The sequence below is a fragment of the Ferrovibrio sp. MS7 genome (genome assembly GCF_038404985.1).
In the GTDB taxonomy this organism is placed as follows: Bacteria; Pseudomonadota; Alphaproteobacteria; order Ferrovibrionales; family Ferrovibrionaceae; genus Ferrovibrio; species Ferrovibrio plantarum.
Genome location: NZ_JBBKBA010000001.1, coordinates 2,181,761 through 2,195,797 on the forward strand (window position 1 = coordinate 2,181,761; position 14,037 = coordinate 2,195,797).

Below are 14,037 nucleotides of genomic sequence, written 5' to 3' on the forward strand. Positions count from 1 at the left end.
CGTTACTCGTGGCTGCGGGTGCCGTGGATCGGATCATCGGCGACCGGCGGCTGCCATTTCGGGCTCAGGGCTTCGGCCAACTGCACCAGGGCGACCAACAGCAGCAAAGTGCCGCCGATGGGCAGGAAAATATGAATCCACCACATCGGCACCCAGGCCAGCGTGTTGGCCTTCACGCCGATCATCTGCGAGAAGCTGACGGTATCGATGCCGGCCCACAGCATCAGGCCGCCGACCACCGCCACGGATGCGGCGGAAAACACCGCCAGCAGACGCTGGCCGGTGCGGTTGAACTTCGTCACCAGGGCATCGACGCCGATATTGGCGTTCAGCCGTTGCGCTTCCGGCATCGCCAGCAGCACCATGATGATCACCAGCCAGGTGGCGCTTTCATCGATCCAGCTTTGCGCCGCATGGAAGAAATAGCGCGCTACCACGCCGGCACCCACCAGCGCAAGGCAGACCAAAGCCGCGAGCCCCGCCACTTGCGCGGCGAGGCCCGACAGCAACGCGATGAAGCGTGTGATCAAAGCCATCTCAGAGCTTGTTGAGCGCGTCGATCAGCTTCGGGCCGTTTTCTGGCACCGCCTTCACGAAGGCATCGATCACCGGCTTCTGCAGCGCCGCCTTCCAGGTGGCGGCCTCGGCCGGGGTCTGCATGTGGATGGTCATGCCCTTCTGCGGCAGTTCCTTGATCGCCGCTTCGGCGGTTGCCTCGGTCAGGCCGATCATGTCGGCTTCGGCCTTCTTGGCGGCGGCCGCCAGCGCGTCCTTCTCGCCGGTGGTGAGGCGGTTATACCAGGCCGGATTGGCGAACATGTGGAAGTAGACCGAGAAATACGGCGCCACGGTGCCGAACTTCTGCACTTCGTAGAAGCGGCGGCTGACGGCGGCCGACACGTCGGTGAGGCCGGCATCGAGCACGCCGGATTGCAGCGCCTGATAGACTTCCGGTGCCGGCGTCGGGGTCGGCGAGGCGCCTATGGCGGCCAGACCGGTATCGGAAAGCGCCGAGAGGCCGCGGATCTTCAGGCCCTTGAGGTCTTCAAGCTGCACCAGCGGCTTCTTCGCCGAGGTGAAGATCGATTGTCGCGTGGTGTAGAACCAGGTGATGTTGCGCACGCCCTTGGCCAGCAAGGCCTGCTCCAGGATCAGCGCCGCCGGCGAGCCCGGAAACTTCTTGATCCTCTCCAGGTCGGTCAGCAGGTAGGGGATGGTCAGCACGTTCATCTCAGGGACGGTGTTGCCCCAGGTGAAGTTGGTCAGCACGCCGGCCTCGAAGGCGCCGCGCGCCACGCTGGCATGGGTCTCGCTCTGCTTGGCGAGCTGCTCGGCGGGGAAGATTTCCACCCGCATGGTGCCCTTGGTGCGGGCTTCGAGATCGGCCTTGAAAGCTTCCACGGCCTTGTGCACGTGGTGCGCGGTCGGCACCGGATGGCTGATGCGCATCACGGTCTGGGCCTGGGCGGCGCCGGCCATCAACGAGCCGGCGGCGAGGGCGGCAATAGCGGTAACACTGAGCGCGACGAGACGCATGGTTGTTGTTCCTCCCGAAAATTCGATCCGGTGTATTTATCAGAACCCTAAGTTTAAGGTAACTGCCCGGTTGGGGCGAACAAATTTATCTCCCGCGTGGCTTGAGCGTGGCTCCGTCCGGGCGTAACGATCCGGCATGGAAACGCCCGCCGAGACCCCGAACCCGGCCACACCCCCACTTGCGCATAAGCCCCAGAACTGGGCCCTGGCGGCCTTGATCATCGGCGCGCTGGCCATCGCCTTCTCACCGATCTTCGTGCGGCTGTCCGAGGTCGGCCCCACCGCCACCGGCTTCTACCGCACTGCACTCGCGATCCCGCCGCTATGGCTGTGGTGGATGGTGCGCGCGCCGGCACCAGAGCGCGCCACCCTGCCGCCGCTCAGCCTGATCCTGCTGCCCGGCCTGCTGTTCGCCGGCGACCTGTTCTTCTGGCATCTGGCGATCAAATACACGTCGGTCGCGAATGCCACCTTGCTCAGCAACTTCGCCCCCGTCATCGTCACGCTCGGCGCCTGGCTGATACTGCGCGAGCGCATCAACAGGCTGTTCATGTTGGCGATGGCGGTGTCGATCTGCGGCGCCCTGATGCTGGTCGGTTCCAGCTTCCAGCTTGGCGGCACCAATGTGTTCGGCGACATGCTGGCCTTCGCCACCGCCGGCTTCTATGGCCTCTACATGATTGCCGTGGCCAAGCTGCGCGGCCGCCATGGCACGCAGTCGCTGATGCTGTGGTCCAGCCTGGTGACGGCGCTGGCCTTGCTGCCGGCGACCTTGCTGATGGGCGAGGGGCTGCTGCCGGCGACGGGGCAGGGCTGGCTGACGCTGTTCGGCCTCGCCTGGGTCAGCCATGCGCTGGGCCAGGGATTGATCGCCTATGCGCTTGGCCACCTACCGGCGTCATTTTCCTCGCTGGTGGTGCTGCTGCAGCCGGTGGCGGCCGCCTTCTTCGGCTGGCTGTGGCTCGGCGAAAGCCTGAGCGGCCTGCAGATCGGCGGCGGCCTGGTGGTGCTGTTCGGCATCTACCTGGCACGCCGCGCGCAGCTCAAGTGAAGACCGCGCCGTCCACTCACTACCGTCATGCCGGCGAAAGCCGGCATCCCATTTTTTACCATTGAAATGGGACTCTCGCTTCCGCGAGAGTGACAAACAATAAGTATCGTCATGCGCGGACTTGATCCGCGCATCTCTCTCCGTACGGCATGAGATCCTTGGGTCGAGCCCGAGGATGACGAGCTAAAAAAGCATTGTCATGCCGGCGAAAGCCGGCATCGCATTTTTGCCGTCGAAATGGGACCCTCTGTAAGCGCGCGAACGCCAGAGGCGTTCGTGGGCGCACAGGCCCGAAGGGCTGGCGCGAGGGTGACAAAGAACTTCAGCCGTTCAGCTTGCGGGCGTAATCCGCATACCATTTCAGGCTGTGCGGATTGCTCATGGCGCCGGGATTGGCGACCTTCTCCATCGGCTGGCCGAGCAGGATTTTCTTCACCGGCACTTCCAGCTTCTTGCCGGAAAGCGTGCGCGGCACATCCGCCACCTGCACCATGTCGTTGGGGATGAACCGCGCCGACACCGCCTGGCGGATAGCGCCATTGATCTTCTGCTTCAGCGCGTCGTCCAGCACCAGGCCCTCGCGCAGCACCACGAAGAGCGGCATGAAGCTTTCGCGGCCCAGGTATTCCAGGTCGATCACCAGGCTATCCAGCACTTCCGGCAATTCCTCGACGGCGCGATAGATTTCCGCCGTGCCGAGGCGCAGGCCATGGCGGTTGATGGTGGCATCCGAACGGCCGTAGATGATCGAGCCACCGCGTGGCGTGATGCGGATCCAGTCGCCATGGCGCCAGATGCCGGGATAGACATCGAAATAGCTGCCCTTGTAGCGCGCACCATCGGGATCGTTCCAGAGATAGAGCGGCATCGAAGGCAGCGGCTTGACGCAGACCAGTTCGCCCACCTGGTCGATCACCGGATTGCCGCCTTCATCGAAGGCCTGAATGTCGGCGCCGAGGCAACGCACCTGCATCTCGCCGGCATGGACCGGCAGCATGACGCAGCCGCCGACAAAGGCGCCGGCGAAATCGGTGCCACCGGAAATCGAGGTCAGCCATACGTCGTCGCCCAGTTCGCGATAGATCCAGGCATAGGCATCTTCCGAAAGCGGCGAGCCGGTGGAACCGACCGAGCGCAGGGCGGCAAGATCGGCGATCTGGCGCGGCTTGATCTCGGCTTTCAGGCAGGAAGCGAAAAACGCCGCGCCGGCACCGAAGAAGGTCGCCTTGGCCTCGCCGATGAAGCGCCACAGCCGGCCCCAATCCGGCCAGGCCGGGCTGCCGTCGTAGATCGCGATGGTGGCGCCGGTACACAGGCCGGCGACCTGCGCGTTCCACATGATCCAGCCGGTGCTGGAATACCAGTGGAACACATCATCGGGGCCGAGGTCGTTATGCAACTGCATCATCTTCATCAATTCGAGAATGATGCCGCCATGGCCATGCACGATGGGCTTGGGCAGACCCGTCGTGCCGGAGGAATACACCACCCAGATCGGATGGTCGTAAGGCACCGGCAGCACTTCAAGTTCCGCGGGCTGGAAGGCGATATCGGCCCAGCGTGCCACTGCGATGCGTTCCGGCAGGCTCACCGCCTCGGCCTGGCTCGGCAGCAGGATCACGTCGCGCAAGCTCGGCAAGGCGGCGACGATCTCGCCCACCATGTCGCGCCGGTCGATCGGCTTGCCATTGTAATGCACGCCTTCCACGGCGAACAAAGCCACCGGCTCGATCTGCTTGAAGCGGTCGAGCACCGCCTGCAGGCCCATATCGGGGGCGCAGACCGACCACACGGCGCCGGTGGAGACGGTAGCGAGGAAGGCGATCAGGGTTTCCGGCGTGTTCGGCGCATAGGCCACCACGCGGTCGCCCGGCTTGATGCCGCGCTGGCGCAGATGGGCGGCAACGGCAGCGACGCGGTCGCGCAGTTCATGCCAGCCCATCGCCTTGAGCGGCTCGGTCTCGGAGGCATAGAGGATCGCCGGGCGGCTGTCGGTGACATGGCGCATCACCTGATCGACATAATTCACCTCGGCGCCGGTGAACCACTTGGCGCCGGGCATCGACGCATCGGCCAGCACCTTGGTGTAGGGCTTGTGCGTCTTGATATCGTAGAAATGCCAAAGGCTGTCCCAGAACGGCTCGGTCTCGGTCACCGACCAGCGATAGAGCGAGTCATAGTCCTTGAAATCGAGGCCGCGCTTTTCCTTCAGCCAGGTCATGTAGCGGTAGAGCTGGCTGCGGCGGATGCGGTCGGGCGTCGGGGTCCAGAGCGGCTTTTCGCTCACGGTCATTGCGATTCCTCCGGGGAAGCTTTCGGCCCTTTTACCCCGGCCGGCGCCGGGGCAGCAACTGGGCTTGGCGCCCAGGGAGTAGTAAACTGCAGCAAGAGCCTCTGGCGTGGCGATCACAGGGAACGGGCAATCGATGAAGCTTTGCACTTACAGCCATCCCGGCACCGGCAGGATGCGGCCCGGCGCCTTGACCTCGGACGGCGCCATGATCGTCGATCTTTCGGCGCGGTTCCCCGACGTATTGTCGCTGATCAAGGCCGGCGATGAAGGCTTGGCAGCGGCCCGCAGCCATCTCGATGACGGCGAAATCCGCGTGCCGGCGCTGGATGCCACCCTGCATGCGCCGCTGCCGGTGCCGGAGCAGATCCGCGACTGCATGCTGTTCGAGAAGCATGTGCGCCAGGCGATGCAGCGCATCGCGGTGATGCGCAAGCCACTACTCGGGCCCTGGCTGGTCAAGGCTGGCTTTGTGAAAGTGCCGGCAAGCTGGTACGCGATGCCGGTCTACTACAAGGCCAACCGCTTTTCCGTGATCGGCACCGGCGAGGATGTGCTCTGGCCGCGCTACAGCCAGGTGATGGATTTCGAACTCGAAATGGGCTTCGTGCTCGGCAAGGGCGGCAAGAATATAAAAGCCAAGGATGCCCGTCGGCATATCTTCGGCTACACCATCTTCAACGATTTCTCCGCCCGCGATGCACAAAGCACCGAGATGCAGTCGATGCTCGGTCCCTGCAAGGGCAAGGATTTCGATACCGGCAACGCGATGGGGCCGTATCTGGTCACCGCCGACGAGATCGACGACCCCTACGCGCTACGCATGCAGGCCCGCGTCAACGGCAAGACCTGGTGCGACAGCAATTCCTCCACCATCCACCATACCTTCGAGGCGTTGCTCGAACGCATCTCGGCTGACGAGACGCTGCATCCGGGCGAGTTCTTCGGCTCAGGCACGGTCGGCGACGGAAGCGGCCTGGAACATGGCCGCTTCCTCAAACATGGCGATGTGGTGGAGCTTGAGGTCGAGAAGATCGGCGTGCTGCGCAACCGCGTACTGCGCCAGGGGTGATGGCCTTTGTGATTACCAGTCGTCATGCCCGGCCTTGAGCCGGGCATCTTACGCAATTCGGGAAAAGACCGCCGGGTCAAGCCCGGCGGTGACGATGTGTTTTAGTAGAAGCTAGTTCTGCTTCTGCGGCGGCACCGGCAGGTCGAACAGCAGCACCTCGGCGCCTTCCGGCGCGGTGATCTCCACCGACTTGGCTTCGAACACCGCCATGCCGTCGCGGGTCGAGAGCTTGTTGCCGTTGACGATGGCGGTGCCATCGGCCACCACCACATAGGCGATGCGCTGGGCCTTGTCGTCCCAGGGCAGCGTATGGGTGACGCTGTCGCCCTTGCCCAGCAGCGCGCCGTAGAGCGTGGCGTCCTGGTGGATCAGCAGGGTTTCCGGGTTGGCCGCGCGCACGGCTTCCTCACCGGAGGCGAGGGGCACAAGCTTGCCGGCGCGGTCATCCTTGGGGAACTGCGCCTGCGCCCAGCGGGGCTTGAGGCCGCGCTGGCGCGGCTCGACCCAGATCTGGAACAGATGCGTCGCCTCGTTCTCCTCGTTCCACTCGGCATGCATGATGCCGGTGCCCGCAGACATCACCTGCACGTCGCCGGCCGGCGTCCGGCCGCGATTGCCGAGCGAGTCTTCATGGGTGATGGCGCCGCGCCGCACATAGGTGATGATCTCCATGTCGCGGTGGCCATGCATCGGGAAGCCGGAATGCGGCTTGATATGATCGTCGTTCCACACCCGCAGCGGGCCGAAGCCGAAACCCATCGGCGCGGCAACGCCCGAGAAGTTGAAGTGGAAGCGGCTGTCGAGCCAGTCATTGCCGAAGCGGCCAAGACGGTCGAAGGGAATGGCAACGGTCATGATACGTCTCCTTGCCTCGTTGGTCCCGGGCGCCTGGCCCGGGACCGTCGCTGAGGCGGCGTGTTGGTTACTCTATGGCTGCTCGTTACTTGGCGAGCTTGGCGGCGATACCCGCCACATGCTTGCCCTGGAAGCGGGCGATCTTCAGTTCGGTCTCGCTCGGCTGGCGCGAACCATCCGGGCCGGCGATGGTGCCGGCGCCATAGGGCGAGCCGCCGCGCGGGGCCGACACATCCATGGTCTCCGGGATGGCGTAGGGCACGCCCACCACCACCATGCCATGATGCTGCAGCGTCACCTGGAAGCTGGTGATCGTGGTCTCGTTGCCGCCGCCGGTGCCCGTCGAGGTGAACACGCTGCCGACCTTGCCGACCAGGGCGCCCTTCATCCACAGGCCGCCGGTCTGATCCAGGAAGGTGCGCATCTGGCCGCTCATCATGCCGAAGCGGGTCGGCGTGCCGAAGATGATGGCGTCGTAGTTCGGCAGTTCGTCGATGGTGGCGACCGGCGCGGCCTGGTCCCACTTGCCATGGGCGGCCTTGAAGGCGGCTTCCGGCATGGTTTCCGGCACGCGCTTCACCACCACCTCGGCGCCGGCCTCGCGGGCGCCCTCGGCGACGGCCTGGGCCATGGTCTCGATATGGCCGTACATCGAATGATAGAGAACCAGAACCTTGGTCATCGAAGTCTCTCCTTAAATCCTGCCGCCGCCCCAGCGGCGTCGGATGAGAGCAATCTAAGCTTCCTATTTATGGAAACAATATTATATTTGGAACATTATTGTTTCCTGTAGAGGATAATACCCATGGACTATCTATCCGACCTGGCGGTTTTCGCCCGGGTGGCCGAGCAGATGAGTTTCACCGCCGCCGCCCAGTCGCTCGGCCTGTCGAAATCCGCCGTTTCCAAGCAGATCGCCCGGCTGGAACAAAGGCTCGGCAGCCAGTTGCTGCAGCGGACCACGCGGCGGCTGCAACTCACCGAAACCGGCCGCATCGTGCAGGCCCATGCCGAGCGGGTGATGGCCGAGGCCCAGGCCGCCGAGGCGGCGGTGCAGAACCTGCAGGAGGCGCCGCGCGGGCTGCTCAAGGTCAATCTGCCGATGAGCTTCGGCTTGAGCCATGTGGCGCCGTTGCTGCCCGAATTGCTGGCGCAATGCCCGGACCTGCGCATCGAGGCGAGCTACAACGACCGCCGCGTCGATCTGCTGGAAGAGGATGTGGATGCGGCGGTACGCATCGGCGACCTGGCGGATTCGACGCTGAATGCGCGGCGTCTCGGGCCGGCCCGCGTCGTCTATGCGGCGGCGCCCAGCTATATCGAGAAATTCGGCACGCCGAAGCACCCGGATGAACTGAAATGGCACCATTGCCTGATCTACAGCTATCTAGCCGATCCGCTGCTCTGGCGTTTCGCCTCACAGCCCGGCGGCGAGTCCGATATTGCCGTGCGGGTGCAGGGGCCGCTCACCGCCAATAACGGCGATGCGCTCAGGCTGGCGGCACTCGCCGGCACCGGCATCGCCCGGCTGCCCAGTTTTGTGATTGGCCCGGATATCGCCGCCGGCCGGCTGGTGCCGATCCTGGAGGAATACCGTGTGGCGGATCTGGGCATCTACGCAGTCTATCCGGCGCAGCGCCACCTGACGCCCAAGCTGCGCGCCTTCATCGACTTCCTGGCCGACAAATTCGGGCCCGAGCCGCCCTGGGATTGCGCCTGGATCGGCCTGCGGCAAAAGTGAAGAGCCTGCGGCAGCCTGCCGCAGATAACCGTTTACGGCCCGGAGTCGCCATGCTAAACAGGCCGTCCGAAAACGGGAAAGTCAGATGATTCGCCCCATGATGCACCGACGAGCTAACCGACGCGTAGCGCAACGAAAGCGCTGCGCGGCCGTTGTTCGCGTGCATTGAGGCCCTGGATCAGACCTGACAGCCTGATCGTCTCCCAGCAGACACCCAGCACTTCCAATGCACCCGAACAACCGGCCGGTCGGACGGAAGGCGAAAGCCGCTCCCCCGCTCACGTTGGTCTCGGATCTAGTGCCAGGAAGCAAGCTGATGTTCCCGATTTCCCCAGAGCGGCCCTCGGACGCCGCCCAGATTGAAAATCTCCTCGACCTGACTTTCGGCTCCGGCCGCACCGCCAAGACCGTCTACCGGCTGCGGGAAGGCGTGGCGCCGATCAAGGCGCTGAGCTTCTCCGTGCGCCAGGGCAGCCGGCTGCTCGGCTCGATCCGCTATTGGCCGATCTCGATTGGCGAGGCAGCAGTGCCGGCGGTGATGCTCGGCCCGGTGGCGGTGCATCCGGATTTCCAGGGCCAGGGCATCGGCCGGGCGCTGATCCGGCACAGCCTCTATGCCGCCACGCGCCAGGGCCACAAGCTCTGCATGCTGGTGGGCGACAAGGACTATTACGAGCCGTTCGGCTTCGTCAGTGCAGCCGAGCGCGGCCTCGAGATGCCGGGCTGGGTGGAGCTGGAGCGGTTCCAGATCATGGAGCTGGTGCCGGGCGCGCTGGAAGGCGTCAGCGGCATGGTGGCCAAGCCGAAAATGCCGCGCAGCCGCAAGTCGGCCGCCTGAACCATGCGGCGGGCGGCGCCGGATGTGCATGATCCGCGCGTTCAGTTGCTCGACAGTATCACCGAGATCAAGCCGGAGGATCGGGGCCGCGTCATCGTCGCCGCCTCCCATGCCGGCGTCTCGGCGGTGAGCTACGCCTTCAACGACCAGCCGCTGGCCTGCTTCTTCAACGATGCCGGCGTGGGCAAGGATGCCGCCGGCATTTCCGGCCTCGGGCCGCTCAATGATCACGGCATCATCGCCGCCACCTACAGCCATGACAGCGCCCGCATCGGCGATGCGTCGGATGCCTGGGCCAGCGGCATCCTCACTCATGTCAACGCGCGTGCCGTCGCGCGTGGCATCGCCGCCGGCATGAGCGTGCGCCAGGCGGCGCTACGGCTGCTCGGTCGGAGCTAAAGCCCGCGCGCGGCAATTTCTTCCCGCACCAGGCGGGCCACGGTGGCGGCAACCTCCTGGCGCCGTGCCGTCATGTCCGCCGCCGTGCTCGCCGCCCGCAGGTCCAGTTCGGCGCGGGTGAAGCCGCGCAGGCTGCGCAGCCGTGCCAGGCCTTCCAGCTCGGTGCCGCTGGCGGAATCGCCGAGCCGGGTGATGGTGATCTCGATCAGTGCATTGCTTGGCTGTGCCGTGTTGCGCGGCACCGCCGCCAATACCGCCTCGCGCAACGCAGCAGAGAAGCCGTCATCCAGGGCAACGCCGATATTGCCCGCCACCCGCACCGCTTCGATATTCAAGGCGCCGCTGTCATTGGCGGCGGCCATGCGCGTGAGTTCGGTTTCGCGGCAGCCGCCAAGGGCCAGCAGGATCAGTGCCAGCGCCCCTATGCCGCTGCGCCGGGATAAAGTAGTCGCACCAAATGTCACGCGCATTGTCGGCCCCCCAATTTCATCTTTGATATTTGATTCAGCCGGCGCAGGTCGCAACAAGTATCTTCGTCACATGCTGCCGCCATAATTCCCCGCCTTCGCCATGATGCTGCCATCGCGCGGCTTATCCTGTTCACTGCCGGCGGCCCCCATGCCCCACAATCAGGCAGCCGGTGGAACAGGAAGGATGCCATGCATCGCAGCACGGGTTTTGTTTCCAAGGTTATTCTCGCCGCCGCTATCGGTGCCGTCGCCTTCGGCAGCACGGCCTGGGCCGATGGGAAGGGCCGTGGCCGCCATGACGACGATGACCGCCGGGGTCCACCGCACCACCATGACCATGGGCCACGCGGCGGCGACACCAACATCCAGATCAATTTCCAGTTCGGCGACAGCGACCGCCGCGCGGTCTACGATTACTACACCGCGCCGCGCTATGCCGTGCATTGCCCGCCGGGCCTGGCCAAGAAGGGCAAGGGCTGCGTGCCACCGGGCCATGCCAAGCGCTGGGTGGTGGGGCGTCCGCTGCCGCCCGACGTGATCTTCTATGAGGTGCCGCGCGACCTGATCGTGGTGCTGCCACCGCCGCCACCGCGCCATCGTTATGTCCGCGTCGACAGCGACATCCTGATGATCGCCATCGGCACCGGCATGGTGCTGGACGGCATCCAGAATCTCGGCCGCATGTAGCAACGCCTGCGGCCCAGGCGCCATTGCTGGTGCCTGGGCCGCGGTGTTTGCTGCGGCTGCTTAAGCCACCTTGTTCTGCTGGAAGTCGGTTGAGAGCGTCAGCGTCTTCCACGCCTCCAGTTCGCCCTCGACAAAGGCATGCTTGCCCTTGATGCGCTGGTAGGTGTCGCTGCCCAGCGCCAGGCGCAGCGGCGGCAGGCCGCTTTGCGTCAGCAGCAGAATCGCCTTGGCCAGCTTCGCCGGGTCGCCCGGCTGGGCATGGTTGACCTGGGCGGCGAAGCTGCGCATGGCGCCGACGGTCTCATGGTAATCGGCAATCTCGGTGCGGGTCTTCACCAGCGACTGCTCATCGAGGAAGTCGGTGCGGAAGAAACCGGGCTCCACCACCGTCACCTGGATGCCAAGCGGCTTCAGTTCCGCATGCATCGCTTCCGAGATGCCCTCCACGGCGAATTTGGTGGCGCCGTAAACGCCCCAGCCGTGATAGCCGCCATAGCCGCCGATCGAGGAGATGTTGATGACATGGCCGCTCTGCTGGCGGCGCATATGCGGCAGCACGGCGCGGGTGACGTTAAGCAGGCCGAACACGTTGGTGCGGAACACGCCTTCCACTTCCTCTGCGCTGGTTTCCTCCACGGCGCCGAGCACGCCATAGCCGGCATTGTTCACCAGGATGTCGAGGCGGCCGAATTTGGCGACCGCCTGGTCGGCGGCGGCATGGGCCTGGGCTTCGTCGGTGACATCCAGCCGCACCGGCAGCAGGCGGGGATGGCTGCCCAGCCGCTCGATCACGGTCCTGGGGTCGCGGGCGGTGGCGACCACGGCGTCGCCGGCATTGAGGGCTTCCTGGGCAATCAGGGCACCGAAACCGCGCGACGCCCCAGTGATCAACCAAACACGCATGGCACTCTCTCCTTCGTTCGTTTCTGGCGCCGGACCATCCGGGCCTGATGGAGAGAGGTTTACCCCCTGGCTTTCGATGAATTAATCCAGTAATAATTCGTAAGACTACTGAGATAAACTCATCAATGAAACGGATCGACCCGGCCGACCTGATGGTCTTCCTCGCCATCGCCCGGCATCGCAGCTTCCGCAAGGCGGCCGTCGAGCTGGGTGTGACGCCCTCGGCGCTGAGCCACAGCCTGCGCGCCATCGAGGAGCGGCTGGACCTGCGGCTGGTGAACCGCACCACGCGGTCGGTGGCGCTGACCGAGGCCGGCGAGCGGCTACAGGCGCGGCTGCTGCCGGCCTTCCGCGATATCGACGATGCGCTGGAAGACCTCAACACGCTGCGCGGCAAACCAAGCGGGCGCCTGCGCATCAACGCCTCGCAGGTGGCGGTGCGGCTGGTGCTGCTGCCGGTGCTGCGCCGCTTCCTGCCCGCCTATCCCGATATCGAGGTGGACCTGGTGGCCGATGATGCCTTCGCCGATGTGGTGGGCGAGGGCTTCGATGCCGGCGTGCGGCTGGGCGAAAGCCTGTCCGCCGACATGATCGCCACCGCCATCGGCCCACGCCAGCGCTTCGTTGCCGTGGCAGCGCCCGAACTGCTCAAGCAGCATCGCCGCCCGGCCATGCCGCAGGATCTGCACGAACTACCCTGCATCCGTTTCCGCCTCGCCAGCGGCATGCTCTACAACTGGGAATTCGAACGCGGCGGCATCGCCCAGGAAGTCAGCGTGACTGGCGCGCTCACCCTGAACGACATGGATGCCATGATCGACGCCGCCCTGGCTGGCCTCGGCGTTGCCTATGTGATCGAGGCGATGGTGCAGCCGCATCTCGATGCCGGACGGCTGGAAGTGCTGCTCGGCGACTGGTCGCCCTACGATCCCGGCTTCTTTCTCTACTATACGAGCCGCCGCCAGATGCCGGCGGCGCTGAAGGCCTTCGTCGATTTCGCGCGCGGCGATGCGAAGGCAGGCAAATCAGGCTAGGCGGTTTCCGCGTCGAGTTGATCGGCGACCAAGGTGGCGATGGCGAGCGAGGCGGTGAGGCCAGGGCTTTCGATACCGAAGAGATGCAGCAGGCCGGGCGCGCCATGCTCGGCGGCGCCATGGATCACGAAGTCATCGGCCTTGCCGCCGCCCGGCGACAGCTTGGGGCGGATGCCGGCATAGCCCGGCTGGATCGCGCCATCGGGCAGGCCGGGCCAGTAGCGCCGCACGGCGGCATAGAACTTGTCGCCGCGCGCCGGATCGACACGGTAGTCGATGGCGTCGATCCATTCGACATCGGGGCCGAAGCGCATCTGACCGCCGAGGTCGATGGTGACATGGGTGCCAAGCCCGCCCGGTTCCGGTACCGGGTAGATCAGACGCGAGAAGGGCGGCTTGATCCCTGAGAGCACGAAGTAATTGCCCTTGGCATAATAGGTGCCGGGAATCAGGTCGTGGCGCGTGCCGGCAATGGCTTTCGCCACCGCCTGGGCATGCAGGCCGGCGGCATTCACCACAAAGCGCGCGGCAAGCTGCATCGCATCGGGCCCGCCGGTCTCGATCTCGAAACGGCCATGGCGCCAGGCGGCGCTTTGCAGCGGCGCGTTCAGCGCCAGCATGGCGCCGTGTTCCTCGGCTTCGCCGAGATAGGCCAGCATCAGGCCGTGGCTGTCGATAATGCCGGTGGACGGCGAGAGCAGGGCGGCGGTGCAATAGAGGTCCGGTTCCAGCGCCCGGGCTTCCTCCGCGCTCAGCATGCGCAGATCATGCACGCCATTCGCCGCCGCCTTGGCCTGCAAGGCTTTCAGTTCGTCATTCTGCGCCGTATCGGTGGCGACGATCAGCTTGCCGATGCGGCGCGCATCGACGCCGCGCTCCTGGCAATAGCTGTAGAGCCGGTCGCGGCCCGCGACGCAGAGCCGCGCCTTCAGGCTGCCCTGCGGATAATAGATGCCGGCATGGATCACTTCCGAATTGCGCGAACTGGTTTCGGTGCCGAAGGCATCGGCGGCTTCCAGGATCACCACTTCGCGGCCGCGCCGCGCCAGTTCGCGCGCCACCGCCAGGCCCACCACGCCGGCGCCGATCACCAGGCATTCCACCGAATCCATTGCCGCTCCAGGCCTCTGTGAATACTCGCCGCGTTGGTTATCCCTCGGA

The 14,037-nt window shown here is 65.2% G+C and carries 15 protein-coding genes; 7 read left to right on the forward strand and 8 right to left on the reverse strand.

Annotation, left to right across the window (positions count from 1 at the left end; translation table 11 throughout):
• Nucleotides 1–2 precede the first annotated feature (2 nt).
• Both V6B08_RS10405 and dctP read right to left on the reverse strand, forming a co-directional pair.
• Nucleotides 3–536 carry a TRAP transporter small permease gene (locus V6B08_RS10405; protein ID WP_341980378.1) on the reverse strand — a complete coding sequence of 178 codons (534 nt, stop codon included), beginning with the start codon at nucleotides 534–536 and terminating at the stop codon, nucleotides 3–5.
• Nucleotide 537: 1 nt separating this feature from the next.
• The gene (dctP, locus tag V6B08_RS10410) at nucleotides 538–1,536 is read right to left on the reverse strand and encodes a TRAP transporter substrate-binding protein DctP (protein ID WP_341980380.1); all 999 of its coding nucleotides are present in this window, start codon (nucleotides 1,534–1,536) and stop codon (nucleotides 538–540) included.
• Between the two features lie 136 nt (nucleotides 1,537–1,672).
• Here dctP and V6B08_RS10415 point away from each other — a divergent pair, with 136 nt between their 5' ends.
• Complete coding sequence (locus tag V6B08_RS10415; RefSeq protein WP_341980382.1) at nucleotides 1,673–2,587, forward strand: DMT family transporter; 915 nt, start codon at nucleotides 1,673–1,675, stop codon at nucleotides 2,585–2,587.
• Nucleotides 2,588–2,909: 322 nt separating this feature from the next.
• Here V6B08_RS10415 and V6B08_RS10420 read toward each other — a convergent pair whose 3' ends face one another.
• Nucleotides 2,910–4,880: an acetoacetate--CoA ligase gene (locus V6B08_RS10420; RefSeq protein WP_341980384.1), complete on the reverse strand. Its 1,971-nt coding sequence runs from the start codon at nucleotides 4,878–4,880 to the stop codon at nucleotides 2,910–2,912.
• Nucleotides 4,881–5,013: 133 nt separating this feature from the next.
• Between V6B08_RS10420 and V6B08_RS10425 the strand changes: the two genes are divergently transcribed.
• Nucleotides 5,014–5,949, forward strand: a complete 936-nt coding sequence (locus V6B08_RS10425) for a fumarylacetoacetate hydrolase family protein (protein ID WP_341980385.1) — start codon at nucleotides 5,014–5,016, stop codon at nucleotides 5,947–5,949.
• A 111-nt stretch (nucleotides 5,950–6,060) separates the two neighbouring features.
• Here V6B08_RS10425 and V6B08_RS10430 read toward each other — a convergent pair whose 3' ends face one another.
• Together V6B08_RS10430 and wrbA are read right to left on the reverse strand one after the other, a co-directional pair.
• The gene (locus V6B08_RS10430; protein WP_341980387.1) at nucleotides 6,061–6,804 is read right to left on the reverse strand and encodes a pirin family protein; all 744 of its coding nucleotides are present in this window, start codon (nucleotides 6,802–6,804) and stop codon (nucleotides 6,061–6,063) included.
• Nucleotides 6,805–6,889: 85 nt separating this feature from the next.
• Complete coding sequence (gene wrbA, locus V6B08_RS10435; RefSeq protein ID WP_341980389.1) at nucleotides 6,890–7,486, reverse strand: NAD(P)H:quinone oxidoreductase; 597 nt, start codon at nucleotides 7,484–7,486, stop codon at nucleotides 6,890–6,892.
• A 123-nt stretch (nucleotides 7,487–7,609) separates the two neighbouring features.
• On the opposite strand from wrbA, the gene V6B08_RS10440 reads away from it, so the two are divergent.
• From V6B08_RS10440 to V6B08_RS10450, 3 genes are all read left to right on the forward strand, one after another.
• On the forward strand, nucleotides 7,610–8,545 hold the full coding sequence (locus V6B08_RS10440) for a LysR family transcriptional regulator (protein ID WP_341980391.1): 936 nt from the start codon (nucleotides 7,610–7,612) through the stop codon (nucleotides 8,543–8,545).
• Between the two features lie 316 nt (nucleotides 8,546–8,861).
• Nucleotides 8,862–9,383: a GNAT family N-acetyltransferase gene (locus V6B08_RS10445; protein WP_341980393.1), complete on the forward strand. Its 522-nt coding sequence runs from the start codon at nucleotides 8,862–8,864 to the stop codon at nucleotides 9,381–9,383.
• Between the two features lie 3 nt (nucleotides 9,384–9,386).
• Entirely contained in the window at nucleotides 9,387–9,782 is a 396-nt protein-coding gene (locus V6B08_RS10450; RefSeq protein ID WP_341980395.1) for a hypothetical protein, read from the forward strand.
• On the opposite strand, the gene V6B08_RS10455 is transcribed toward V6B08_RS10450, so the two are convergent.
• Nucleotides 9,779–10,252 (reverse strand): hypothetical protein, encoded by a 474-nt coding sequence (locus tag V6B08_RS10455; protein WP_341980396.1) that lies wholly within the window; start codon nucleotides 10,250–10,252, stop codon nucleotides 9,779–9,781. The two genes, V6B08_RS10450 and V6B08_RS10455, sit on opposite strands and share 4 nt — an antisense overlap.
• Before the next feature lie 189 nt (nucleotides 10,253–10,441).
• On the opposite strand from V6B08_RS10455, the gene V6B08_RS10460 reads away from it, so the two are divergent.
• A complete protein-coding gene (locus V6B08_RS10460; protein WP_341980397.1) occupies nucleotides 10,442–10,939 on the forward strand; it encodes an RcnB family protein in 498 nt (165 codons plus the stop codon).
• A gap of 60 nt (nucleotides 10,940–10,999) precedes the next feature.
• Here the strand turns inward: V6B08_RS10460 and V6B08_RS10465 are convergent, their stop codons facing one another.
• The gene (locus V6B08_RS10465) at nucleotides 11,000–11,842 is read right to left on the reverse strand and encodes an oxidoreductase (protein ID WP_341980398.1); all 843 of its coding nucleotides are present in this window, start codon (nucleotides 11,840–11,842) and stop codon (nucleotides 11,000–11,002) included.
• 125 nt (nucleotides 11,843–11,967) lie between these two features.
• Between V6B08_RS10465 and V6B08_RS10470 the strand changes: the two genes are divergently transcribed.
• Nucleotides 11,968–12,876 carry a LysR family transcriptional regulator gene (locus V6B08_RS10470; protein WP_341980399.1) on the forward strand — a complete coding sequence of 303 codons (909 nt, stop codon included), beginning with the start codon at nucleotides 11,968–11,970 and terminating at the stop codon, nucleotides 12,874–12,876.
• Here the strand turns inward: V6B08_RS10470 and V6B08_RS10475 are convergent.
• Complete coding sequence (locus V6B08_RS10475) at nucleotides 12,873–13,988, reverse strand: NAD(P)/FAD-dependent oxidoreductase (protein WP_341980400.1); 1,116 nt, start codon at nucleotides 13,986–13,988, stop codon at nucleotides 12,873–12,875. The two genes, V6B08_RS10470 and V6B08_RS10475, sit on opposite strands and share 4 nt — an antisense overlap.
• Nucleotides 13,989–14,037 lie beyond the last annotated feature (49 nt).

Coding starts and splice junctions, on each gene's coding strand:
- V6B08_RS10475 (WP_341980400.1), bottom strand. CDS start 13,988: ATGGATTCGGTGGAATGCCTGGTGATCGGCGCCGGCGTGGTGGGCCTG.
- V6B08_RS10465 (WP_341980398.1), bottom strand. CDS start 11,842: ATGCGTGTTTGGTTGATCACTGGGGCGTCGCGCGGTTTCGGTGCCCTG.
- V6B08_RS10415 (WP_341980382.1), top strand. CDS start 1,673: ATGGAAACGCCCGCCGAGACCCCGAACCCGGCCACACCCCCACTTGCG.
- V6B08_RS10460 (WP_341980397.1), top strand. CDS start 10,442: ATGCATCGCAGCACGGGTTTTGTTTCCAAGGTTATTCTCGCCGCCGCT.
- V6B08_RS10405 (WP_341980378.1), bottom strand. CDS start 536: ATGGCTTTGATCACACGCTTCATCGCGTTGCTGTCGGGCCTCGCCGCG.
- V6B08_RS10440 (WP_341980391.1), top strand. CDS start 7,610: ATGGACTATCTATCCGACCTGGCGGTTTTCGCCCGGGTGGCCGAGCAG.
- V6B08_RS10425 (WP_341980385.1), top strand. CDS start 5,014: ATGAAGCTTTGCACTTACAGCCATCCCGGCACCGGCAGGATGCGGCCC.
- V6B08_RS10470 (WP_341980399.1), top strand. CDS start 11,968: ATGAAACGGATCGACCCGGCCGACCTGATGGTCTTCCTCGCCATCGCC.
- V6B08_RS10430 (WP_341980387.1), bottom strand. CDS start 6,804: ATGACCGTTGCCATTCCCTTCGACCGTCTTGGCCGCTTCGGCAATGAC.
- V6B08_RS10420 (WP_341980384.1), bottom strand. CDS start 4,880: ATGACCGTGAGCGAAAAGCCGCTCTGGACCCCGACGCCCGACCGCATC.
- V6B08_RS10445 (WP_341980393.1), top strand. CDS start 8,862: ATGTTCCCGATTTCCCCAGAGCGGCCCTCGGACGCCGCCCAGATTGAA.
- dctP (WP_341980380.1), bottom strand. CDS start 1,536: ATGCGTCTCGTCGCGCTCAGTGTTACCGCTATTGCCGCCCTCGCCGCC.
- V6B08_RS10455 (WP_341980396.1), bottom strand. CDS start 10,252: ATGCGCGTGACATTTGGTGCGACTACTTTATCCCGGCGCAGCGGCATA.
- wrbA (WP_341980389.1), bottom strand. CDS start 7,486: ATGACCAAGGTTCTGGTTCTCTATCATTCGATGTACGGCCATATCGAG.
- V6B08_RS10450 (WP_341980395.1), top strand. CDS start 9,387: ATGCGGCGGGCGGCGCCGGATGTGCATGATCCGCGCGTTCAGTTGCTC.